This window comes from Tolumonas osonensis (assembly GCF_014202415.1).
GTDB lineage: Bacteria > Pseudomonadota > Gammaproteobacteria > Enterobacterales > Aeromonadaceae > Tolumonas > Tolumonas osonensis.
Window position 1 is genome coordinate 77,965 of sequence record NZ_JACHGR010000001.1, and the last position, 23,750, is coordinate 101,714.

Genomic DNA, 23,750 nt, shown 5'->3' on the forward strand with positions numbered 1-23,750 from the left:
GATGCTTCCTTAAATTCGACAGGGATAAAAAGAAAAAGCTGCGCCTATTCTGGCACAGCCTGTTGTTCAGTACAGCCTGAAAATCGCTTAACGGACTCAAAGCACTTCTATCGCGCCTTTACCCACGCCTTCATAGGCCACCACTTTCAGCTCTTTATCCTTTAACTGCGGTTTCAGCTGATGCGCGATGTAGGTTGCCAGCAGTTCAACCGTGGTATCGGTATCGATGATTTCACAGCTTTCTTTCGGAATGGCCAGCTGGAAATCGCCCTGCGCCGAGGTATAACGGAAACAATAATGCTGCTGGTCACTGACCAGTTCCTGTCCGGTTTCGCTCAGTGTCAGTTCAGCCACCGAGACCAGATCTGCCTCTGTGCCCAGATAGATATCCTGCCAGCGGGTCGCCCAGTATTGTTCCAGGGCATGATCGCGCACACCATCGACCCACAGTTCAATCATCGAACGATGACCATGCGCGATACGCTGACAGTTGCCGTCGTGCTTTTTCAGACCATGCGTATAGTGATAGCTCGGGGTCGGAATATGTTCATGCCGCAGCGTAATTTTCAGACCATCAATGTTGCCAGGCAACTGATCACGGATCAGCGTCAGCAGGTAATCGGTGACTGTTTCGGCCGTGATTTCAGTTGCTGGAATAACGGCAAACGCCTGCTCCGGACAATGCAGATGAATGGTATGTTCTTCGGAAAGGAAATCGACAAACAGATAACCCGCTTCTGCTGGTTCAATCATGGTTTCCGATGCTTTTTGTGGCACCAGCAGACGGTGATCGACTTCAGCATCAATAATGGCTTTCAGCTGTTTTTTTACCCGGGAGAAATCGAGCAGCATACTCATTTCATTGAGTTCACCGGTGAGCTCGACATCAACCAGCCAGCTTTCTCCCACCACACCACGGTGAGGACATAAATAAGCGGCATCAATTACAGTGAGATCGCGAACAAATAATATCATATGAAAAACCCTATAAATCCCGTGTATCTGACAGACATATTTGCGTTTATTATTACTACAACATCCCTGCAAATAAGTGTGTGACTACCATGGAAAGACTGTTAATCAAAAATGCCACCCTGGTCAATGAAGATCGTCAACAACAGGCCGATGTATTGATCGTTGGGCAGCGCATCGAAAAAATTGCGGCTGCTATTCCTCATGATGGTCAGTCTAAGTTACTGGATGCGACCGGACTACATTTATTACCCGGCATGATTGATGACCAGGTGCATTTTCGTGAGCCGGGTCTGACACATAAAGGCACTTTAGCCAGCGAATCACGCGCGGCGGTTGCGGGTGGTACCACCAGTTTTATGGAAATGCCGAACACTACGCCGCAAACCGTAACAGTAGAAGCGCTGGAAGCCAAATATGAATTGGCCAGCCAGAACGCGATTGCCAACCACAGCTTCTATTTTGGTGCTACGAACGACAACCTGGAACAGATCAAACGGCTGGAAGCTAACCAGACCTGCGGCATCAAGGTTTTCATGGGCGCTTCTACCGGCAACATGCTGGTCGATAATACCGACACACTCGCCGCTATTTTCCGTGAAGCCCCCATGCTGATTGCAACGCATTGTGAAAACACGCCGATGATCAAGGTACTGGAAGATGCGGCCCGCGAGAAATACGGTGAAGATGTGCCGGCATGGGAACATGCCAACATTCGTTCCGCCGATGCCTGTTATGCCTCATCCAGCATGGCCGTTGAACTGGCGAAAAAATACAATACCAAGCTGCATGTATTGCACATTACTACCGCCAAAGAGCTGGCATTGTTTACCGCCAGCAAGGATCTCAGCGAACTCGCCAGCAAAAACATTACGGCTGAAGTCTGCGCACACCACCTGTTCTTTAATCAGGCCGACTATGAACGTCTGGGCCATCTGATCAAATGTAATCCATCGATCAAGACAGCGGCGGATCAGCAGGCGTTAATGGCTGCCGTCAACAGCGGTGTCATTGACATTATTGCGACTGACCATGCGCCACACACCTGGCAGGAAAAACAGAATACCTATTTCAAGGCGCCGTCTGGTCTGCCACTGTGTCAGCATGCATTAGTGTCATTACTGGAGCATTATCACAACGGGATCTTCTCGCTGGAAACGATAGTGAAACGCACGTCTCACGCGGTGGCTGAACGCTATCAGATCCGTGAGCGCGGTTATATCCGCGAAGGCTATTTTGCCGATCTGGTGCTGGTGGATCTGAACAGCCCGTATCTGGTGACACCGGAAAACACACTGTATCTGTGTGGCTGGTCACCGTTCGAGGGATATCAGTTCCGCAGCCGGATCCATACCACGCTGGTGAACGGTACGATTGCTTACCAGAACGGTCTGATCCAGACCGCGCAGTTTGGTCAGCGTTTGCAATTTAACCGCCGGTAATTGTGCAGAACTTCAGCAATTGATGACACAGGAAACAGCGCACGGTTGACAAGGGTTCGCACCGGAACATAGACTCTTGGTAACCGTTAAACAATGATTTTGTTTAATATCCGGCGCGTAGCGCAGCCTGGTAGCGCACTGTCATGGGGTGTCAGGGGTCGGAGGTTCAAATCCTCTCGCGCCGACCAAATCATCCTCAAAAGCCACCTGAATTCTCAGGTGGCTTTTTTTATATCTGCGAAAATGGATATGGATAAAAATTGAATGGGGCAAGATCAATAAAGACCCAGACTAACCTCGGCAGGTCGCTTTTCTGCGGCTTTGCGTTCCGAACTATTCGTGTTTCGTCACGTTTCGTTGTGAAATATATTGTTACATTCAATATCAATCGGCGTATAATGAATACATTCCCTTATTTATTAAACTAATAAAATCAAGAGGCTATAATGATTGATACTAAAAACATCACGGTGAAACGAATTGATATCCATAACCAGTCTGAAGTCATGAACTGGTGTGAAGACTTTGGTTGCACTGAAAAACAGCTGACAGAAGCCATTAATAGTGTGGGTTCTATTGCTGCGGCAGTCAGAAAGCATCTGGATTTTTTAGCTTACTAATCACCCCGGTTCATATTTTACCGGTCTGATGTGCTGTCTTCGTTTTTTATTGAAAGAGAGCCATTTGTTTTGTGTAATAAGCGTCAGCTATACAGATAAAAGCCTTACTAAATGTAAGGCTTTTTTTTATTTTCTACTGCATTTCCTTCTCTGTGATGAGGTTTCGCCAATGGGTTATTTAGTGGCTGTGACGCTGCTCTGGGCATTTTCTTTCAGTCTGATTGGCGAATATCTGGCAGGTCAGGTCGATTCCTATTTTGCCGTTCTTACCCGAACTTTGCTGGCAACGCTGGTGTTTGTTCCGTTTCTGCGCCGCCGCTGGCTGAATCTGAAACTGGCAGTACAATTAATGCTGATCGGCGCGGTTCAGCTGGGCGTGATGTATATCTTTTACTATCAGTCATTCCTGTTACTGACCGTGCCTGAAGTTCTGATTTTCACCATTTTTACACCGATTTATATCACCTTGTATTACGACTGGCTCGCCCGTCGCTTTTCCCCCTATTATCTGCTGACGGCGGTGCTTTCCGTTATCGGTGCAGCCCTGATCCGGTATGACAACCTCACCAGTGACTATCTGGTTGGATTCCTGGTGGTACAAGGTGCCAATATCTGTTTTGCTACCGGACAGGTCGCTTATAAACAGTTACTGGCAAAGCAGACGACCCCGCCGCCACATCTGGCCATTTTCGGCTGTTTTCATATCGGAGCATTACTGGTTTCCATCATTAGCTGGCTGTTCTTTGGCAAGGCCCATTACCCGACCCAAACCATGCAATGGGTTATCCTGATCTGGCTGGGTGCCGGCGCTTCGGGGCTCGGCTATTTTCTGTGGAACAAGGGGGCGACTTTGGTCAACGCAGGCGCGTTAGCCATCATGAATAATGCATTGATTCCGGCCGGATTACTGGTGAATCTGCTGATCTGGAACCGGGATACCAACCTGCTGAAACTGTTCACCGGTGGCAGCGTAATTCTGTTATCGCTCTACTTAAATGAACGTTACACCCGGCGCAGAAAACCTTAACGTGATATCCCTTTATTCAAACCTTTGATACAGATCATCGGATTTTATTCAGTTCCATTTGCCAATAATATCCCTCATCCCGTAACCTGTACCCAACAGGGTACGGATTGAAGGGGATTGGTGTGTCAGAAAAATATTCAGTAAAGCTCTATGATGTTGTCATTGGCTATACCCGGTTCGAAAAGGCTGACCCGCCTCTTGGCATGGTGGCCGGCAAAATAGAATTGCTGAATATCGATTCAGGCTACGATTTCTTCTCTGTTTACTGCAAAGAAACGGAGGCTCAAATCAATGTCGATTACCCCGATTTTAAATTCCTCGATGCTGAATCGATTCGGGGGCTCGGTGTCTTCCATCCGCAGGAGGCCGCTGTCAATGGAACGGCCGTGACTATTCGCGGTTTCGACAGTGACGGTTTTGAAATTGAAGTCGCGGGAATTCCTAAAATCGAATACGAAACCTTCTTCCCGGAACATACCGCCGCGTATGAAGATATGTTCAATGTTCAGTTGCGCACAGAATAATTCTTTTCGTTAAAAGCACCGTTTCTGCGGTGCTTTCTCTCTGTAACCATCCCAGACAAATAACATCGAAGTCAGGCTGATGCCAGACGGGTATTATTTTTTCGCCGGCCAAAACATGTTAATATCATGCACATCTAAAGCAGACAGATTGACCGGCGGTGGCTATTCCGTCCGGGATTTCACCCCGTTAATCAGAAATAGGTGCAAAATGAGCGGTTTACCTCAATGTCCGAAATGTAATTCAGAATACACATACGAAGATGGCAACATGTATGTTTGCCCTGAATGTGCGCACGAATGGCCGCAACACGCTGAAGAAACTGCTGAAGAAGTGAAAGTTATTCGCGATGCCGTCGGTAATGAACTGAAAGACGGTGATACCGTGACTGTGATTAAAGACCTGAAGGTGAAAGGCTCTTCACTGGTGGTCAAAATCGGCACCAAAGTGAAAAACATCCGTCTGGTTGATGGCGACCACGATATCGATTGCAAAATCGACGGCATCGGTGCCATGGGCCTGAAATCTGAATTCGTGAAAAAAGTATAATTTCATCAGGCCGGATATCTGTTGTCCGGCCTGATTCCCATCTTCTTGTTCCCACCGGAAATTACTGTGACTAATAATGATGTTCTGCGTCGCCTTCGCTACGTGTTCAGTTTCAACGATACACAAATGATTCAGATTTTTGCACTGGCAAACTGGGAAGTGACCGCTTCTGATGTGCAAGGCTGGTTGAAACATGAAGAAGAACCAGGATATGTCCGTTGTGATGATATGAGCTTCAACTGTTTTCTGAATGGGTTGATCATTCATCGTCGCGGCGCCAAAGATGGTGAAGCGCCGAAACCAGAAAAAACAGCAATTAATAACAATCAGATTTTCAGAAAACTGAAAATTGCGCTCGATTTCCGCGATGAGGATATCTTAGAAGCGATGGCATTGGCTGATTTCCGTATGAGTAAACATGAACTCAGCGCTTTCTTCCGCAAGCCTGACCATAAAAACTACCGGGAATGTAAAGATCAGGTGCTGCGCTATTTTCTCAAAGGTATTCAACTGAAATACCGACCAGGAATTTCAGAAACCGCCGCGAGCAAAGCCAGCAAACAAACTCTCATCGCCAAGAAAAGTTCGCCTTGGGATTCAGCCAAAAAATAATCCGGACCCAGAGCCTTTATCCCATAATGAAAGCGCTCTGGTCTCACACCTTAAACGCTCACTGAACGTTGGATTGTCTATACTGACAACATGAGCGCCTATCCCGTTCCTATGTATCCCACCATCCTGTTTGGTGCCTTTGATCGCCATAACTTTGGTGATCTGCTGTTTCCCCATATAGCAGCAACCTTGCTGCAGGATACCCCTGTGCTGTTTGCCGGCCTGACTGCGGTTGATTTGCGCCAATATGGCGGTCATCAGGTTCAGGCTATTGCCCGGTTAGCGTCTGAATGGAAGAAATCGCCGGTGAACCTGATGCACGTGGGCGGAGAGATTCTGACCTGCGATGCCTGGCTGGCCGCGGTCATGCTGTTACCGCCGGAGCAGGTGCAGTCCGTGATTGCCCGGTTTGATAACAAACCGGCGGAAAGGTTAGGCTGGGCCCGGGAACAACTGGGGCTGGCCGGATTAGCCCCCTACTGTGCGCCGCGGACGTTATTCCCACAGATGAACCACATGATTTACACCGCCGTGGGCGGTGTGGATTTCAGTGATTACCCAGCTGAGTTCCGGGCGGAAGTGATCAGCAAACTCAAGGAGGCTGAGGTCGTCAGTGTCAGGGATCAGCAGACCTTATCACAGTTGCAACCTAACGGCATCGACGCCCGGCTCATCCCCGATCCGGCGGTGATGGTGGCAGAACTCTTCGCCCCGCAAATCCGGCACCATGCCCAATCGGCTGACATGCTTCAGATAAAAAACGCCTGCCCTCAAGGCTATATCGCCATGCAGTTCAGTGCTGATTTCGGCGATGATAAAACGCTTTCCACCATCGCCGCGCAACTGGATAACGTCGTTACCGCTACGGGTTATGCTGTCGTGTTCTTTCGCGCCGGCGCCGCTCCCTGGCACGATGATCTGAGCTGTTATCAGCGCGTCGCATCCCGCATGTCGGCACCGGCAGCCATTCTGTTTGAATCGCTGAATATCTGGGATATCTGCGCGCTGATCGCCGACAGCCGGCTCTATTGCGGCAGTAGCCTGCACGGCCGGATCATCGCGATGAGTTTTGCCCGGCCCCGCGTGAATTTGTGCCATTCTGTACAAAGAGACGGTATGACGAAACAGGCGGCTTTCGCTGCGACGTGGGAGCTCGCAAGTCTGCCTGCGACGGTGGTGCCGGAAACGATGACACAAGGGATCCTTGCCGCGCTGGCTATTGACCGGAGTGCGTTACAGCGAAAAGCCCATGACCTGGTGCAACGTTATCGTCAGGGATTCACCGCGCTCTGTGCTGGCCTGAAACCATAACCGCAGGGGAGACGTAGCATTATGATGTTCGTGTCGTCACCCACAGAACTGACCACCAGCGTCACCGATCTCCTGCTTGCCATCGAGAGTCTCGGTATCTTCTTTCTGTTACCGGATCGACACTGGCAGCAGCGGCTCTGGCGCCGGATTTTCGCCTTACTGGCCTTTTCATCCCTGCTGGGTGCGATCGCTCATGGTCTGGATTTGTCTGAAGAGACCAAAAGTCTGCTCTGGAAACCGCTGTATCTGAGCCTCGGCATCATGATGGCGCTGTTTTTTACGGTCGCTATTGCCGCTCGGGCAGGAGACGGGTTCGCCCGCCACCTGTTGCCGTTTTGCGTTGCCACCGGCCTTGTTTTTTACGGCCTGACCGAGTGGTTTGGCGGCAACTTTCTTATCTTCACTGTTTATGAAGCGATCATGATGCTCGGCGCCTTGTGGATTTACGGTGTCATTGCCGTGACCCGAAAACGGATGGCAGCTGGCATCATGTCTGTCGCCATTGGTATTAATCTGCTGGCGGCTGGCGTACAAGGCAGCAGTCTGTCGTTCCCGGTGGGGCCGATAATCTTTGATCATAACGGGTTGTTTCATCTGATTCAGATGATCGGTCTTGCTTTATTGGGGCTGGGTGCAAGCCGGATATCGGCTCCCGATGATGCCAAAGCGGAGGCATGAGATGTCATTTCGCCGGAGAACCCGCATTCTGATGATCATGGCCGTTGTTTGTCTGGCAGGAATTGCGCTGCTCCGCAGCTTGCTGCAACCGGGAGGGGACATCCGCCACTATCAGCACTATTACCTTCATGACCCCGCCGCGCCTCAGCCCGGTGAAGTAAAGATCACCTTTTTAGGTGCCACATCCTTTTTAATCGAGGATGACGAGACCCGCTTCATGCTGGACGGTTTTATCTCCCGCCCGCCTCTGTGGCGGGTGGCGTTCACCAAACTGGCAACCGATGAACAAGCCGCAGAAGTCATGCTGCAGCAATTAAAAATAACCCGGCTGGACGCTATGCTGGTCAGTCATTCGCATTATGACCATGCCCTTGATGTTGCCTATATTGCCAAACGTACCGGCGCGAAGATCCATGGCTCCGCATCCACCCTGAATATCGCCCGGGGAGGCGGTTTAGCCGAAGCTCAGTTGCAGGAGTACGACACGCAGAAAACTATTCGGGCCGGCAGGTTTGATATCTCGATTCGACCCTCGTTGCACACGCCGTCTCTTGCGTATATCAACGATGATCTCGGTGAACCGATCACCAGCCCTCTCCGGCAACCCGCCAGATACCGCGATTACAAGGAAGGCGGTTCTTATGATTTTCTGATCCGGCACGACCACATCCGAATTTATATCAAACCCGATACCAACTTCATCCCGGGCGCACTGGATCACATCCGGGCCGACGTATTATTTCTCGGTACCGCGACACTGGGTAAACAGCCGGCGGCTTTTCAGCAAACCTTCTACACCGAAACCGTGGGTAAACTGAAACCCCGCCTCCTGATCCCCATTCACTGGGATAATTTCTTTCAGCCGTTAACATCCGAGCTGACTGCATTGCCATGGCTGGTCGATGACCTGCAGCAAAGTTTCGATTTTCTGCTCGGGCGGACACAGGCAGATCAGATCCAATTCCGTATTCTGCAGGGATACCAAAGCCTGATCATCCGTCCTTCCGGATTACCCGCGACCGAGCTATGAACTGCAGGACAGCATCGAGCAGCCGGGTTTGTGCCGGGCCCAGTCCGGTCGTTTCTGTGCATATGCTTCTTTACCGGCTTGTTCGGTATAAGGTTGTCGCAGCACATCCAGCAGTTCGGAGATCGGCTGATAATCGCCCTGCTCTGCCGCATCAATCACCTGCTGCGCCAGATAGTTGCGCAACACATAAACGGGATTAACCTGATTCATCCGGGCTGCGCGATCTTCCGGCAACCGCTCTTCACTTAAGACCCGCTGCGCGTAATCACTCAGCCATTGCTGAAATTCGGGCTGATGCTGATGGTACAGATCGTCGCGGTAAAACGAACTGCGCAGTGACGCCGGATCCGGCGCATTGAGATCAAGCTCAGCCAGCTGACGGAAGAACAGAGTCATATCCACTTCGGCCTGTTCCAGCAGGGTAAACAGGCGTTCGGTCAGCGCAACGTCCGACTCCTGCCATTGCTGCCAGCCCAGCTTGGCCGCCAGCATCGTGTTCATGCCCTGTGTAAACACCTGTTCAAACTGCGCCAGACCCTCGGCCAGAATTGCATGATCGGTCATCACAGTGCCCAGCGCCTCGGCCAGCCGCTGCAGATTCCATCGCGCAATCGCCGGTTGCCGGCCAAAGCAGTAACGCAGCCCTTCGGCATCGGTGGTGTTCGGTGTCCAGTTCAGATCGAAATTATCTACCCAGCCATACGGGCCATAATCGATGGTCAGGCCCAGCACCGACATATTGTCGGTATTCATCACGCCATGCACGAAACCCACCCGCGTCCATTCCACCATCAGCTTTGCCGTAGTTATGCAGATTTCACTGAACCACAGCGCCCGGCGCTGTTCCGCCGGTTCGGCTGCCAGATGCGGAAAATCGCGATCAATGGTGAAATCGATGAGTTTGTTCAGTAAATCCAGCTCACCTCGCATCGCCGGCAGTTGGAAATGACCAAAGCGGATAAAGGAAGGCGCCACCCGGCAGACAATCGCACCCGGTTCCTGCTGCGGATTACCGTCATAAAACATATCCCGCCAGATCTGCTCGCCGGTCAGCACCAGACTCAGTGCCCGCGTGGTCGGCACCCCGAGATGGAACATCGCTTCGCTGCACAGAAACTCGCGAATTGACGAACGCAGCACCGCTTTGCCATCACCACGACGCGAATACGGGGTGACACCCGCGCCTTTGAGCTGCAGTTCCCAGCGCTGATCGTTATGGATCAGTTCACCGAGACTGATCGCCCGCCCGTCACCGAGTTGCCCGGCCCAGTTGCCAAACTGATGACCACCGTAACAAGTAGCAAAAGGTGACATTCCGGTCAGCAACCGATTACCGGACAATGCGGCAACCCACTCTGGTTTCTGCAAATCGTCCAATGAAATACCCAGTAAAGCGGCAACTTCCGCTGAACTGGCGATCAGTTGCGGATGCGGAACCGGCGCCGGTGTCACCGCAGACCACAACGCTGCGGTTACCTGACGAGGCTGGTTCAGTGTCAATGGATCACCCGGTAGTTCCCGGATAAAGCGGTTATCAAAATGCAGAAATGCCATGCGGCGGGCTCTTATTGCTGATTGTTGACTATAATCAGCAGTACGCAGTTCCCGGCTGAGCGATCAATTTATCGTACCATTCAGCTCATTTTCAGATCGGGCCACAGCACCAGGCGCCATCCTAGTTGTTGCGATTAAAGAGCAAAATTGCGCAATAAAATATCAATCTTTAACGCAAAAACGAGATTTTTCATCAAAAACGCGAGAAGTCATGCACGTAACGTTTGACAAGCATCAATAAAAAGCGTACACATAATCCAACAGTTCAAAAGGACACGTTTATGCGCTTGATTTCTCTGCTCCTACTTCTTCTTATCGCGGACTTTCGCGCGGGAATGTAGCAGCCGGAATTAAGGCCTGAACATAAGAACCCGTGCACACAGCGCGGGTTTTTTTATACCGCTAGCGCACGAAACCAGTTACCGAGGATAAAGATATGTCAGATCGCGTCATCATATTCGATACCACATTGCGGGATGGCGAACAGGCGTTGCCAGCCAGCTTAACAGTACGTGAAAAATTGCAGATCGCACTGGCACTGGAACGGCTGGGTGTCGATGTGATGGAAGTCGGTTTTCCGGTATCCTCCCCTGGCGATTTTGAATCGGTACAAACCATTGCCCGTCAGATCAAAAACAGCCGCGTCTGTGCATTGTCCCGCGCTCTGCAAAAAGATATTGATGCTGCTGCCGAAGCGCTGAAAGTGGCGGATCAGTTCCGTATCCATACCTTCCTGGCCACCTCCACCATTCACGTCGAAAACAAGCTGAAGAAAAGCTTCGAAGACGTATTGGAAATGGGCGTCAACGCGGTGAAGTACGCGCGCCGTTTCACCGATGACGTCGAGTTCTCCTGTGAAGATGCGGGCCGTACCCCGATCGACAATCTGTGCCGTATGGTGGAAGCCGCGATCAACGCCGGCGCCCGTACCATCAATATTCCGGATACTGTCGGTTACACCATTCCGACTGAATTCAGCGGCATCATTCACAACCTGTTCAACCGCGTACCGAACATTGATAAAGCGATCATCTCGGTACACTGCCATGATGACTTAGGCTTGTCGGTCGCCAACTCGATTGGTGCGGTACAGATGGGTGCCCGTCAGATCGAATGTACCATCAACGGTATCGGTGAGCGTGCGGGTAATACCTCACTGGAAGAAGTCGCGATGATCCTGAAAACCCGTCAGGATTTGATTGGTGTGCACACCAACATCAAGCATCAGGAAATTCACCGCACCAGCCAGCTGGTCAGCCAGTTGTGCAACATGCCGGTGCAGCCGAACAAGGCGATTGTCGGTGCCAATGCTTTCTCGCACAGTTCCGGTATCCATCAGGATGGCGTACTGAAAGCGAAAAACACCTATGAAATTATCACCCCGGAAAGCGTAGGTTTGAATCAGAACACGCTGAACCTGACATCCCGTTCCGGCCGTCATGTCATCAAGCACCGTTTAGCTCTGTTGGGTTATCCGGAAGGCTCTTATGATTTGGATCAGATTTACACCAGCTTCCTGCAATTGGCTGATAAAAAAGGCCAGGTCTTCGATTATGATTTGGAAGCCTTGTTGTTCTTCTCTCAGATCCAGGAAGAGCCTGAGCACTTCAAACTGAACTATCTGAGCGTACAGTCCGGTGGCAGCGTGATGGCCACGGCCAGTGTGCGGATGCAGGTCGGTGATGAAGAAGTGACCGAAGCAGCGACCGGTAATGGTCCGGTGGATGCGGTGTATCAGTGCATCAACCGTATCACCGGCTATGAAATCAATATCAGCAAGTATGATCTGAAGAGCAAAGGCATCGGTAAAGATGCGCTGGGTCAGGTGGATATCGTGGCAGAATTCAAGGGCCGTAAATTCCACGGCATGGGTCTGGCCACCGATATCGTTGAATCGTCTGCTCAGGCTTTAGTACATGTGATCAATAATATTTATCGTGCTTTGCAGGTCGCAGAGCATAAAGAACGTTTCGCACAAAAAACAGTCATGGAGACTCTGTAATGGCAAGTTACCAAATCGCGGTGTTGCCCGGTGATGGCATCGGTCCGGAAGTAATGGCCGAAGCGATCAAGGTTCTGGACAAGGTTCAGTCCGTTTTTGGCATCGAATTCAAATTCAGTCAGCATGATGTCGGTGGTATCGCTATCGACAATCACGGCTGCCCGCTGCCAAAAAGCACACTGGAAGCCTGTGAAGCGGCGGATGCCGTCCTGTTCGGTTCTGTTGGTGGTCCGAAATGGGAACACCTGCCACCTAACGAACAACCGGAACGCGGTGCCCTGCTGCCATTACGCGGTCACTTCAAACTGTTCTGTAACCTGCGCCCAGCTCAGATCCACAAAGGTCTGAACGCGTTGTCACCACTGCGTGCGGATATCTCTGATCGCGGTTTTGACATCGTCTGTGTACGCGAACTGACTGGCGGTATCTACTTCGGTCAGCCAAAAGGCCGTGAAGGCGCCGGCGATATGGAAAAAGCGTTTGATACCGAAGTTTATCACCGCTACGAAATCGAGCGTATCGCCAAGATCGCGTTCGAATCTGCCCGCGTCCGTCGCCATAAAGTCACTTCTATCGACAAAGCCAACGTCCTGCAGAGCTCCATCCTGTGGCGTCAGGTGGTGACTGAAGTCGCGAAAGATTATCCGGATGTGGAACTGAACCACATGTATATCGACAACGCGACCATGCAGCTGGTGAAAGATCCATCCCAGTTCGACATCCTGCTGTGTTCTAACCTGTTCGGCGACATCCTGTCTGACGAATGCGCGATGATCACTGGTTCTATGGGCATGCTGCCTTCTGCCAGCCTGAATGCTGATGGTTTCGGTCTGTACGAGCCAGCGGGTGGTTCTGCCCCGGACATCGCCGGTAAAGGCATTGCCAACCCGGTAGCACAGATCCTGTCTGCCGCCCTGATGCTGCGTTATAGCTTCAAAGAAGAAAACGCAGCCCTTGCGATTGAACGCGCGATTGCGGAAACTTTGGCTGACGGTTACTTCACCGGTGATCTGGCGCAGGGCGAAGGCAAGCATCCGGTGCAAAGCACCAGCGATATGGGTTCACAGATTGCCGCACGCATCCGGGAGATCTAAGCATGGCTAAGACGCTGTATCAGAAAGTATTTGAAGCGCATGTGGTGTATGAAGCCGCAGGCGAAACCCCGATCATCTATATTGATCGTCACCTGGTGCATGAAGTGACCAGCCCGCAGGCCTTTGATGGTCTGCGTGAAAAAGGTCGTCAGGTACGTCGCACCGACCGAACCTGGGCCACCATGGATCACAACGTCTCCACTACCACCAACGACATCAACGCTTCCGGCGAGATGGCGCGTGTGCAGATGCAGACGCTGATGAAAAACGCCGAAGATTTCGGTGTGCCGTTGTATGGTCTGAACCACAAATGGCAGGGTATCGTGCACGTGATGGGTCCGGAAATCGGCCTGACCCTGCCGGGCACCACCATCGTTTGTGGTGACTCCCACACCGCAACCCACGGCGCGTTTGGCGCACTGGCGTTCGGTATCGGTACTTCCGAAGTGGAACACGTGCTGGCCACCCAGACGCTGAAACAGAACCGGGCGAAAACGATGAAAATCGAAGTCACCGGCAAAGTGGGTCCGGGTGTGACGGCGAAAGATATCGTGCTGGCGATCATCGGTAAAACCGGCACTGCGGGTGGTACCGGTTATGTCGTCGAATTCTGTGGTACTGCCATTCAGGCACTGACCATGGAAGAGCGTATGACCGTCTGTAACATGGCGATCGAACTGGGTGCCAAAGCCGGTATGGTTGCGCCGGATCAGACCACCTTCGATTACCTGCAAGGTCGTCCGTTTGCACCGAAAGGCGCCGACTGGGATGCAGCGGTTGAATACTGGTCCACCCTGAAAACCGACGTCGGTGCCCAATTCGATGCTGAACTGGTATTGGATGGCGCAGCGATCGAACCACAAGTGACTTGGGGTACCAACCCGGGCCAGGTGATCAGCATCAATACTCCGATCCCGGCACCGGAAGATTTCGCAGATCCAGTTGCCCGCAGTTCTGCACAGAAAGCGCTGGAGTACATGGATCTGACTGCTGGTCAGAAACTGTCTGATGTGAAGATCGATAAAGCCTTTATCGGTTCTTGCACCAACGGCCGTATCGAAGATATCCGGGCTGCGGCTGCGGTAGCGAAAGGCCGTAAAGTAGCGCCGGGTGTTCAGGCGCTGGTAGTGCCTGGTTCACAACAAGTGAAAGCGCAGGCGGAAGCGGAAGGTCTGGACAAGATCCTGACCGAAGCCGGTTTTGAATGGCGTCTGCCGGGTTGTTCCATGTGTCTGGCGATGAACAACGACCGTCTGGAACCGGGCGAACGTTGTGCAGCGACCAGCAACCGTAACTTCGAAGGCCGTCAGGGCCGTGGTGGTCGTACCCACCTGGTCAGCCCTGCAATGGCTGCCGCTGCGGCGATTGCCGGTCATTTCGTTGACGTTCGTGAACTGTAAGGAGCACTGCCATGCAAGAGTTTAAACAACACACTGGTCTGGCCGTGCCATTAGACAGCGCCAACGTGGACACCGACCAGATCATTCCGAAGCAGTTTTTACAACGCGTTTCCAAACTGGGTTTTGGTCAGAATCTGTTTCACGACTGGCGTTTCCTGGATGATGCCGGCACTCAGCCAAATCCGGAATTCGTACTGAACTTCCCGCGCTACAAGGGTGCATCCATCCTGCTGGCGCGTGAAAACTTCGGTAACGGTTCCAGCCGTGAACACGCACCGTGGGCACTGGCAGACTACGGCCTGAAAGCTGTGATCGCACCGAGTTTTGCCGACATTTTCTACGGCAACTCGCTGAACAACGGCCTGCTGGTCGTGCGTCTGAAAGATGACGAAGTGGATGCGCTGTTCAAGCTGGTGGAAGCGAACGAAGGCCAGACCATTACTGTGGATCTGGAAGCGAAAGAAGTACGCGCCGCGGATTACTGCTTCAAGTTTGAAATCGATGACTTCCGTCGTTACTGCATCATGAACGGTCTGGACAACATCGGCCTGACACTGCAGCACGCGGATGCGATTGATGCGTATGAAGCAAAACAGCCTGCCTGGTTGTAATTGATCATTGCATAACTAGTGATGCCTGAAGGGAAGCCATTGTGCTTCCCTTTTCTTTTCTCTTTCTTTTTCCTGTCTTTTTTCCTCTCTTTTTTCGCTGCAACAATTCTCCTGCTGACATCGTCTTGCATATCTTCTCAATTCCCACTTGAGAAGAAGAAGCATTCTCTTTATATTTATTGAGAATAATTATCAATACTAAACAAACTCTCAATCGGAAGAGACTCATCATGCAGCAGCAATCAAAACAGATCCTGACCCGTACTCTCCTCGCTTCCTCATTATCTTTAGCGCTCTTTGGCCAAACTGTACTGGCTGGAGAAACCGTAAATGAACTGGGTCAGGTTGAAGTCACAGCAGATAAAGAAAAAGCGGTAACCGCCAAGCAGCTGGAACAAAAACAGGCGGCCTCATTGCAGGAAGTCTTCAAAGACCAGACCGATTTTAATGTCGGTGGCGGTTCGCTGCCTGCAGCGCAGAAACTGTATGCCCGTGGTCTGGAAGATACCCTGATGAATGTTTCTATCGATGGCGCACAACAGACCGGCTATCTGTTCCACCATCAGGGGCGCGTAGGGATTGATCCCGATATCATCAAAGCCGTTGAAGCGGATGCCGGCACTGGCGCGGCAACAGCTGGCCCGGGCGCACTGGCAGGTTCCGTCAACTTTGAAACCAAAGATGCGACTGACATCCTCCGTAAAGATGAAAAAGCCGGCGCGATAGTAAAAAGTACCTATCACAGCAACGGCCAAGGATTTAAAAACACCGGTACGGCGTTCGGCCGGATCGGTGAGCAGAGCGGCATTCTGGTCAGTGCCTCGCAGTTGGATACTGACAGTTACAAAGACGGCAATGGCGATACCGTCAAAAACACCGACATCAAACAGGAAGATTTTTTCACCAAGCTGAGCGGTGATCTCAATGAAAAACACTACGCCAGCCTGAGCCATGAAAACCGGGTGGATGAAGGTAACCGCAACCTGCGCGCGCACATGATCGCCTCCGACTGGAATCCGGAAACCGAGCAGAAAAACGCCCGGGCGACCACCACGTTCAACCATAAATACCAGTCCGGTAATCCGCTGTTTAATACCAAAACCACGATTTATCACACCGATGCCAGCCTGGACATTACCAATGATGGTTCCCAGAGTGGTGCCGGTGTCGAGACGTGGGGCAGCGATCTGCGCAACACCATGAACCTGGACAAAGCCGATATCACCATCGGTACCGACTACCATCATGACCGCGCTTACCAGACCGGTAGCGGCACGGCCGGCGATGAAGATCTGACCGTGTTGGGGCTCTATCTGCAGAGCGATTACCATTTTGCGCCTGACTGGCTGTTGTCTGCCGGAGCCCGCTTTGATCGCTATGACTACAACGACAACATCGGCCAGAACTTCAGCAGTGAAGGCCTCAGTCCGAATGTGGGTCTGACCTGGTTTGTCACCGATGAGGTGAATCTGTTTGCCCGTCACTCCCGTGCCTTGCGGGGCGTTGGCACGAAAGAAGCCTATGTCATGTCCCGCACCACCAATGACAGCGATATTGATCCGGAACGCGCCCATACCACAGAATTTGGTACGGAATACGAACACGGCAATCTGCACGCCAAGGTACAGGGCTTCACCCAGCGGATCGAAAATTTCATTCCTAACTCGACCGGCACCCGTGACAATGCAGGCACGGTTGCGGTCTGGGGCTATTCGGCCGATGCCGGCTATCGCTGGGGACAACTGGATAGCCGGGTCGGAGTGACGTTAAGCCGTCCGACCCTGAATGGCGAGCCGCTGAGTGACAGTAACATGTCACTGGGTACCTCGACCGGCCGCACCTGGACAACCGGGCTCGATTATCACTTTACCGAACAACGCGTGGATATCGGCTGGACTGGCCGGGCCACAGAACGCCTGACCGAGGTGCCGGCCGGTTCAAAAGAAAAACCGGGTTATGCCGTACATGACGTCTATGTCAGCTGGACACCCGTCGCCAATACCGATTTTGACCTGAAATTCGCGGTCATTAACCTGTTTGATAAACAGTATCTGGATCAGGCCAGCTACGGCTACACCGCCCGCTACAACATGTGGGCCGGTGTGCCGGAAGCAGGCCGCGACTTCCGCCTGACAGCCGCCATGCGTTTCTAAACAATACCCCCGGAGCAATCCGGGGATTATCGCCATGGCATCCGGAACCATGACATCTGATTGATTTCCCTGCTCACTCTGGCAACATGAGCCACAACATGATGTCGTAACGGGAGTGAAATCATGACACCAACCCCACCGGTTAAGCACCTGTGGCGCAACTTCTGGATGCTGCTAAAGCCATTCTGGGCTTCCAAAGAAGGAAAAACGAAAGGTCTGATGCTGCTGGTTGTAGTGCTGGCACTGACAGCCGGTTCAGTCTATCTGCAGAAAGTGCTGAACAGCTGGCATAACCAGTTCTATAACTCCATTCAGGGTTATGACTTCCCCGAATTCAAAAGTCTGCTGCTGACGTTCTGCTGGCTGGCAGCCATCTGGGTGCTGGTCGGAGTCCACCGGACTTACTTCAACCAGATGCTGCAGATTGTCTGGCGCCGCTGGCTGACGCAGAACCGCATCGTCCACTGGCTGGCGGATAACAACTTTTACCGGTTGCAACTGACCGACCGGCAAACCGATAACCCCGATCAGCGTATTGCGGAAGACATCAACGAGTTTGTCGGATCGACACTGTCACTTTCCATTGGTTATCTGCGTGAACTCGCCACCCTGTTCACCTTTCTCGGTGTGTTATGGACCCTCTCCAAACCCTCCGAGCTGACCATCGGTAACACCACCTTTCAGCTGGCGCAGGGCTATATGGTCTGGGCGGCACTGGCATATGCCATTTTCGGTACGGTGCTGACCTTCTGGATTGGTCGTCCGCTTGTGCGGCTTAACTTTAACCAGCAACGCTATGAAGCGGATTTTCGTTTCTCGCTGGTGCGGATGCGGGAAAACGCGGAATCCATCGCGCTGTATCAGGGCGCGCAGGAGGAAGGCGGTTATCTGCGTGGCCGCTTCCTGCAGGTAGTCGACAACTTCTATGCGCTGATGAAGCGACAGAAGATACTGGGTTTCTTTACCCTCGGTTTTAACCAGACCGCCGTGATCTTCCCGGTGGTACTGGGCGCCCCGCTCTATTTCGCCAAACAGATCACGCTGGGCGATCTGATGCAGACCCTGTCTGCCTTCGGCATTGTTCAGGGATCGATGTCGGTGCTGGTTGACAGCTATACCGATCTGGCCCGCTGGAAATCCGTGGTGGATCGTCTTGCCACCTTTGAACAGGGTTTACAGCATGCAGAACAACTGCCACGGCTGGAACCGGAGCGAGCCGGTGAAGCCCTGCGACTGCAGCAGGTCAGCATTGAACATCCGGACGGTTTTGCCCTGATGAATGACGCCAACTGGCAACTGAAACAAGGCGACTCGTTGCTGATCCAGGGGCCATCCGGTTGCGGCAAATCGACCCTGCTGCGCACGCTGGCCGGCTTATGGCCGTTTGCCAGCGGCAAGGTGACTTATCCGGCTGGCAGCCAGACCCTGTTCCTGTCGCAAAAACCTTATCTGCCACTGGGCAGTCTGCGTCAGGCGCTGAGCTATCCGTTGCCGGAAGTCAGTAATACCGAAGCGATTAAAGCGCTGCAGATGGTCGGGCTGGAAAAACTGGCACAGCGGCTGGATGATGTGGAATTGTGGGGACAGATGCTGAGCCTCGGTGAGCAACAACGCGTCGCGTTCGCCCGTATTCTGCTGGTGAAACCGGATGTGCTGTTCCTGGATGAAGCCACATCGGCACTGGATGAACAGAGTGAAGCCCAGCTTTACCGTTTACTGCGCGACGAACTGCCGCAGACCATTATGGTCAGTGTCGGTCACCGCAGCACCCTGCATCCGTTCCACGAGAAGAAACTGTTATGGCAGGAAAACGGACAATGGCAGTTCGCCTGAGCCTGCTGCTTGGTTTCACGCTGGCAGTACTGCACGGTGCTGCCAGCGCGCAGCAACAGGCATTTTCCCGTGAAACCCGGCAGTTGCATTACGTGTGGCAATACGAGGATGCCGCGACGCAGGCCTTCACGCTGAGGCTGCCGGACAGCCAGATACTGCCGGTCTGGACGACATGGCACGCCGGACGGGCGCAGGAATTTGTGCTGTCACAATTAATCCGAAATGCCCGGCAACGGTATCCCGGTGTTACCTTTAATCTTCGCAGAACCGCTGATGGTGATATCGTTGATTATCAAAGCTTCGATGAGCGGCAAATCGAGCAGATAAAAACCTGGCTGCCGCAGCAGCAGGAGATATTGTTTAACGCCTGGCTGGCACAGCATTATTACAAACGGCACGGCGATGACAGCAGTCATCTGATCCGCCCGGATCACACCCGCATTGCCGCAGACAGCAGCACCGGTCTACGGGAGCTCGCTCGGACCCTGCAACGCGTTATCATTGCCTCCGCTCCGCCAACGCTGAAACAGCGTTACCAGCAGGATGAACGGGCGCTGGTCGTGGCCGGTCTGCTGAATTTTGTTCAGTCCATCCCCTATGACCCGCTGCAGTCGGCCGATGGACTACGCGGTGTGGCCTTTCTGATGCCGGAACAGGTGCTGACCCAGAACCGGGGCGATTGTGACAGCAAAAGCGTGCTGATGATGGCCTTGCTGAAGGCGCTTTATCCCGAGCTGACGCAGGCCATCGTGTACATTCCGGAACACGCGTTTCTGGCGGTCGCATTACCACCACCGACCGGGAATGAACAAACGCTGCAAATCGGTGACACCCTTTTCCTGCCGCTGGAAGTAGCCGGACCGGCAGAGATCCCGCCCGGTGTCACCGGGGAAAAAAGCCGGCTGGCAATCCTGAATCAGCAGTATCAGTACGATCTGCTGCCGGGTGCCGCCCGGCGTGACAATGAACCTTAACCACATTTTATGGAGTACCGCATGCGTCCTTTATGGTCATGTTTTCTGGCGGCCGCGTTACTGAGCGCATCCGCATTTTCTCAGGCGGCAGAACAGAAGCCGGTCTTAACCGTCTATACCTATGATTCGTTTGCCGGTGAGTGGGGCCCCGGCGCCAAAATCAAGCTCGCCTTTGAAGCGGAATGCAACTGCACCCTGAAATGGGTTGCGCTGGAAGATGGGGTGGCCATCCTGAACCGGCTGAAACTGGAAGGGGCACACAGCAAGGCCGACGTGGCGCTGGGCATGGACGAAACCATGTTGGCGGATGCACGCAACAGCAACCTGTTTGTTCCGCATAACACCGACCTGAACAGCCTGACCTTGCCGGGTGGCTGGCAGGATACGACGTTCCTGCCGTTCGATTATGGCTATTTCGCGTTTGTGTACGACAGCAGCAAACTGAAACAGCCGCCGCAAAGCCTGAAAGAACTGGTGGCACGGGATGATCTGAAAATCATTTATGAAGATCCGCGGACCAGCACACCGGGACAAGGTTTGCTGATGTGGGTCAAACAGGTGTATGGCGACACCGCACCGGCGGCCTGGGAACAGCTGGCCAGGAAAACCGTCACCGTCACCAAAGGCTGGAGCGAAGCCTATGGCATGTTCCTGAAAGGACAGGCGGATCTGGTGCTGTCGTATACCACTTCACCCGCTTATCACCGTCTGGCCGAGGACAAGCAGCAATACCGTGCCGCCCTGTTCAGTGAAGGTCATCTGCGGCAGGTGGAAGTAGCCGCGCAACTGAAAACTGCGCCGCAGCCTGAGCTGGCGCAGCGCTTTATGCAGTTCATCTTACATGAGCATTTTCAGAATCAGATCCCGGAAGGCAACTGGATGTATCCGGTCACCAACGTGAAACTGCCGGATGGGTTTAACCAGAATGAGACCCCGGCACAGACGCTGCAGCCGGATCCCGCACAGATCGCCGCTCAGCGTAAAGCCTGGGTGAAAGAGTGGCTGCAGGCCGTCAGCCGCTGATGCCACGTCGTTTCTGGTGGTGGCCGGGCGGTCTGGTGGCCGCCCTGATTTTATCGGCCACGCTTGGTCCGCTGGCGGCCTTATTAAGCCAGCCCGGTACCGCGACTATTCTGCTCTGGCAGGACAGCTATCTGACGCATGTGGCCTGGTTCAGTCTCAAACAGGCGGCCCTGTCCACCCTGTTCAGTCTGTTGCTGGCCGTTCCGCTGGCGCGGGCGCTGTTCCATCGTCAGTTTCCCGGCAAAACGCTGTTGCTGCATCTGTTCGGGCTGTCACAGGTGCTGCCGGTCATCATTGCGCTGTTCGGCCTGGTGGCCGTACACGGTGCGCAGGGATGGCTGACCGCTCTCGCGCAAGCCGCCGGTCTTCCTCTGCCGGATTATCTGTTTGGCTTATCCGGCATTCTGCTGGCGCATGTGTTTTTTAACATGCCGCTCGCCACCCGCTGGCTGGTGCAGTCACTGGAACAGATCCCGCACGATTACTGGCGACAAGCCGCCCAGCTGGGTTTACCGGAGTGGCAGCGTTTCCGCTTACTGGAATGGTCGGCGATGCGCCGGTTGCTGCCGGGGTTGGCAAGCCTGATCTTCATGCTCTGTTTTACCAGCTTCACCATCGTGATGGCGTTGGGTGGCGGCCCGCAGGCCACCACGCTGGAAGTGGCCATCTATCAGGCGCTGCGTTTTGATTTTGATCTGGCTTCGGCCGGACAACTCGCCTGCTGGCAATTACTGCTGGGCGGCCTGGTGGTTGCCGGCTATGGCTGGCTGAAGCCGGCTGCCGCCTCACTGGCATCCGCGACCGGGCAAAGCTGTCCGCATTATCAACCACGTCACTGGCTCCCCGATCTGCTCGCTTTAATCGCCGGACTGTCCCTGTTTCTGCCGCCACTGGCGGCCATTGTCTGGTATGGCCTGCAGGCCCTGTTCAGTCTGGTCTGGCAACAGTCCCTGCTGCTACAGACCACGCTGCAGTCGTTGCGGATCGCCGTCAGCGCCGGGCTTTTATCCCTCCTGCTAAGCACCGGATTGCTGCTGAGCAGCCGGCACCTGAGCATTCGCTGCCATGCTCCGCGTCTGGGCGGATTGCTTGCCGGCACCGGTTCACTGATCCTGCTGATCCCGACCTCGGTGCTCAGTACCGGCCTGTTTATCCTGCTGCAGGGAGAAATGAACCTGTTTGCGCACGGATTCTGGCTGGTCATGCTGCTGAACGCGCTGGCGGCCCTGCCCTATACCTTGCGTGCACTGCAGCAGCCGATGCAGGATCTGCTGCTCCGTTATGACCGGCTGGCTGACAGTCTGGGGCTGCAAGGGGTGTCCCGTCTGCGCTGGCTGGAGTGGCCGCTGCTCTGCCGTCCGGCTGGCCGCGCGCTGGCGCTGGGCATGATCTTCTCGCTGGGCGATCTGGCCGCAATCGCAATGTTTGGTAGCGATGAATTACAAACCCTGCCCTGGCTGCTGTATCAGCAACTGGGGCATTATCAGATGGATGCGGCCTCGGCGACCGCGCTGGTGTTACTGGTACTCTGTCTCACCCTGCTCTGGCTGACCGAGTGGCTGGCCAGCCGGAATGAACACCGGGAACCCCCGTCTTTACTGGAGTAAGCATGTTATTGGTTGAAAAGTTGCAGACCCGTCGTCAGGGGCGCACGTTCGAGTTCTCTCTGCAGTTGCAACCCGGCGAAATCGGCCTGTTACTGGGACGTTCCGGCAGCGGCAAATCGACGCTGTTGGAGTTACTGGCCGGTTTTCTGCCAGCCAGCAGCGGTGTACTGTCCGCAGATGGCCAGAACATTGCGCACCTGCCGCCGGCACAGCGTCCGTTTACCATGCTGTTTCAGCAAAATAATCTGTTTGAACACCTGACCGTCTACCAGAATATCGCGCTTGGTCTGCGTCCGGATCTGAAACTGTCCTTGCAGGAACAGCAGACGCTGCAGCTGGCGGCGGAACGGTTACAGATCGCCGATCTGCTCACGCGCCGCCCCGGTTCACTGTCCGGCGGACAGCAGCAGCGCGTCGCCCTGGCCCGTTGTCTGGTACGCCGCAAACCCTATCTGCTGCTGGATGAACCTTTTTCGGCGCTGGATCCGGCGCTGCGTCAGGAGATGATGCAGGAAGTCCGGCAACTGGCGACCGAACAGCACATTGGCGTGCTGCTGGTATCACATCAGCCACAGGAAGCGAAGGATCAGGCCGACTGGCTCGGCTTTATTGATGATGGCCAGCTGAAATTCACGGCGCCGGTGAGCACATTGCAGCAGCCACCGACAGCCGAATTTGCTGCCTATCTGGGGATGTCGTCACTCGGCTAAAAATGCCCCCGGACAAGACCGGGGGC

21 protein-coding genes and 1 tRNA gene are annotated in these 23,750 nt (G+C 53.6%); 20 read left to right on the plus strand and 2 right to left on the minus strand.

Annotated features, from left to right (window positions below; translation table 11 throughout):
- Nucleotides 1–96: 96 nt before the first annotated feature.
- On the minus strand, nucleotides 97–975 hold the full coding sequence (locus tag HNR75_RS00365; protein ID WP_188025037.1) for a 6-carboxytetrahydropterin synthase: 879 nt from the start codon (nucleotides 973–975) through the stop codon (nucleotides 97–99).
- Nucleotides 976–1,064: 89 nt separating this feature from the next.
- Between HNR75_RS00365 and HNR75_RS00370 the strand changes: the two genes are divergently transcribed.
- The 10 genes from HNR75_RS00370 to HNR75_RS00415 all read left to right on the plus strand — a co-directional run bounded on the left by HNR75_RS00370 (nucleotide 1,065) and on the right by HNR75_RS00415 (nucleotide 8,763).
- The gene (locus tag HNR75_RS00370; protein ID WP_188025038.1) at nucleotides 1,065–2,414 is read left to right on the plus strand and encodes a dihydroorotase; all 1,350 of its coding nucleotides are present in this window, start codon (nucleotides 1,065–1,067) and stop codon (nucleotides 2,412–2,414) included.
- Between the two features lie 111 nt (nucleotides 2,415–2,525).
- Nucleotides 2,526–2,602, plus strand: a tRNA-Pro gene (locus tag HNR75_RS00375).
- Between the two features lie 258 nt (nucleotides 2,603–2,860).
- Nucleotides 2,861–3,034 (plus strand): DUF3606 domain-containing protein, encoded by a 174-nt coding sequence (locus HNR75_RS00380; protein ID WP_188025039.1) that lies wholly within the window; start codon nucleotides 2,861–2,863, stop codon nucleotides 3,032–3,034.
- A gap of 169 nt (nucleotides 3,035–3,203) precedes the next feature.
- On the plus strand, nucleotides 3,204–4,061 hold the full coding sequence (locus tag HNR75_RS00385) for a DMT family transporter (RefSeq protein WP_188025040.1): 858 nt from the start codon (nucleotides 3,204–3,206) through the stop codon (nucleotides 4,059–4,061).
- Between the two features lie 122 nt (nucleotides 4,062–4,183).
- A complete protein-coding gene (locus tag HNR75_RS00390) occupies nucleotides 4,184–4,585 on the plus strand; it encodes a hypothetical protein (protein WP_188025041.1) in 402 nt (133 codons plus the stop codon).
- 208 nt (nucleotides 4,586–4,793) lie between these two features.
- On the plus strand, nucleotides 4,794–5,132 hold the full coding sequence (locus HNR75_RS00395; protein ID WP_188025042.1) for a zinc ribbon domain-containing protein YjdM: 339 nt from the start codon (nucleotides 4,794–4,796) through the stop codon (nucleotides 5,130–5,132).
- A gap of 66 nt (nucleotides 5,133–5,198) precedes the next feature.
- Nucleotides 5,199–5,744, plus strand: coding sequence for a DUF1456 family protein (locus HNR75_RS00400; RefSeq protein WP_188025043.1), 546 nt, complete (start codon nucleotides 5,199–5,201; stop codon nucleotides 5,742–5,744).
- A gap of 90 nt (nucleotides 5,745–5,834) precedes the next feature.
- On the plus strand, nucleotides 5,835–7,055 hold the full coding sequence (locus HNR75_RS00405; protein ID WP_246358654.1) for a polysaccharide pyruvyl transferase family protein: 1,221 nt from the start codon (nucleotides 5,835–5,837) through the stop codon (nucleotides 7,053–7,055).
- Nucleotides 7,056–7,076: 21 nt separating this feature from the next.
- Nucleotides 7,077–7,733, plus strand: a complete 657-nt coding sequence (locus HNR75_RS00410; RefSeq protein WP_188025044.1) for a DUF6962 family protein — start codon at nucleotides 7,077–7,079, stop codon at nucleotides 7,731–7,733.
- Nucleotide 7,734: 1 nt separating this feature from the next.
- Nucleotides 7,735–8,763, plus strand: a complete 1,029-nt coding sequence (locus tag HNR75_RS00415; RefSeq protein ID WP_188025045.1) for an MBL fold metallo-hydrolase — start codon at nucleotides 7,735–7,737, stop codon at nucleotides 8,761–8,763.
- Here HNR75_RS00415 and HNR75_RS00420 read toward each other — a convergent pair.
- Complete coding sequence (locus HNR75_RS00420; RefSeq protein WP_188025046.1) at nucleotides 8,758–10,317, minus strand: protein adenylyltransferase SelO; 1,560 nt, start codon at nucleotides 10,315–10,317, stop codon at nucleotides 8,758–8,760. The genes HNR75_RS00415 and HNR75_RS00420 overlap by 6 nt on opposite strands.
- Before the next feature lie 436 nt (nucleotides 10,318–10,753).
- Between HNR75_RS00420 and leuA the strand changes: the two genes are divergently transcribed.
- The 10 genes from leuA (at nucleotide 10,754) to thiQ (ending at nucleotide 23,724) form a co-directional block, all read left to right on the plus strand.
- Complete coding sequence (gene leuA / locus HNR75_RS00425; protein ID WP_188025047.1) at nucleotides 10,754–12,319, plus strand: 2-isopropylmalate synthase; 1,566 nt, start codon at nucleotides 10,754–10,756, stop codon at nucleotides 12,317–12,319.
- On the plus strand, nucleotides 12,319–13,413 hold the full coding sequence (leuB, locus tag HNR75_RS00430; protein ID WP_188025048.1) for a 3-isopropylmalate dehydrogenase: 1,095 nt from the start codon (nucleotides 12,319–12,321) through the stop codon (nucleotides 13,411–13,413). Before leuA ends, leuB begins: the two co-directional genes overlap by 1 nt.
- A gap of 2 nt (nucleotides 13,414–13,415) precedes the next feature.
- The gene (gene leuC, locus HNR75_RS00435; RefSeq protein WP_188025049.1) at nucleotides 13,416–14,813 is read left to right on the plus strand and encodes a 3-isopropylmalate dehydratase large subunit; all 1,398 of its coding nucleotides are present in this window, start codon (nucleotides 13,416–13,418) and stop codon (nucleotides 14,811–14,813) included.
- An 11-nt stretch (nucleotides 14,814–14,824) separates the two neighbouring features.
- On the plus strand, nucleotides 14,825–15,424 hold the full coding sequence (leuD, locus tag HNR75_RS00440; protein WP_188025050.1) for a 3-isopropylmalate dehydratase small subunit: 600 nt from the start codon (nucleotides 14,825–14,827) through the stop codon (nucleotides 15,422–15,424).
- A gap of 230 nt (nucleotides 15,425–15,654) precedes the next feature.
- Nucleotides 15,655–17,577 carry a TonB-dependent receptor domain-containing protein gene (locus HNR75_RS00445; protein ID WP_188025051.1) on the plus strand — a complete coding sequence of 641 codons (1,923 nt, stop codon included), beginning with the start codon at nucleotides 15,655–15,657 and terminating at the stop codon, nucleotides 17,575–17,577.
- Between the two features lie 123 nt (nucleotides 17,578–17,700).
- Nucleotides 17,701–19,410: an ABC transporter ATP-binding protein/permease gene (locus HNR75_RS00450; protein ID WP_188025052.1), complete on the plus strand. Its 1,710-nt coding sequence runs from the start codon at nucleotides 17,701–17,703 to the stop codon at nucleotides 19,408–19,410.
- Complete coding sequence (locus HNR75_RS00455; RefSeq protein WP_188025053.1) at nucleotides 19,395–20,384, plus strand: hypothetical protein; 990 nt, start codon at nucleotides 19,395–19,397, stop codon at nucleotides 20,382–20,384. Before HNR75_RS00450 ends, HNR75_RS00455 begins: the two co-directional genes overlap by 16 nt.
- Before the next feature lie 21 nt (nucleotides 20,385–20,405).
- Nucleotides 20,406–21,407 carry a thiamine ABC transporter substrate binding subunit gene (thiB, locus tag HNR75_RS00460; RefSeq protein ID WP_188025054.1) on the plus strand — a complete coding sequence of 334 codons (1,002 nt, stop codon included), beginning with the start codon at nucleotides 20,406–20,408 and terminating at the stop codon, nucleotides 21,405–21,407.
- Entirely contained in the window at nucleotides 21,407–23,014 is a 1,608-nt protein-coding gene (thiP, locus tag HNR75_RS00465; protein ID WP_188025400.1) for a thiamine/thiamine pyrophosphate ABC transporter permease, read from the plus strand. The genes thiB and thiP overlap by 1 nt, the downstream gene beginning before the upstream one ends.
- Before the next feature lie 2 nt (nucleotides 23,015–23,016).
- On the plus strand, nucleotides 23,017–23,724 hold the full coding sequence (gene thiQ, locus HNR75_RS00470) for a thiamine ABC transporter ATP-binding protein (protein ID WP_188025055.1): 708 nt from the start codon (nucleotides 23,017–23,019) through the stop codon (nucleotides 23,722–23,724).
- Nucleotides 23,725–23,750 lie beyond the last annotated feature (26 nt).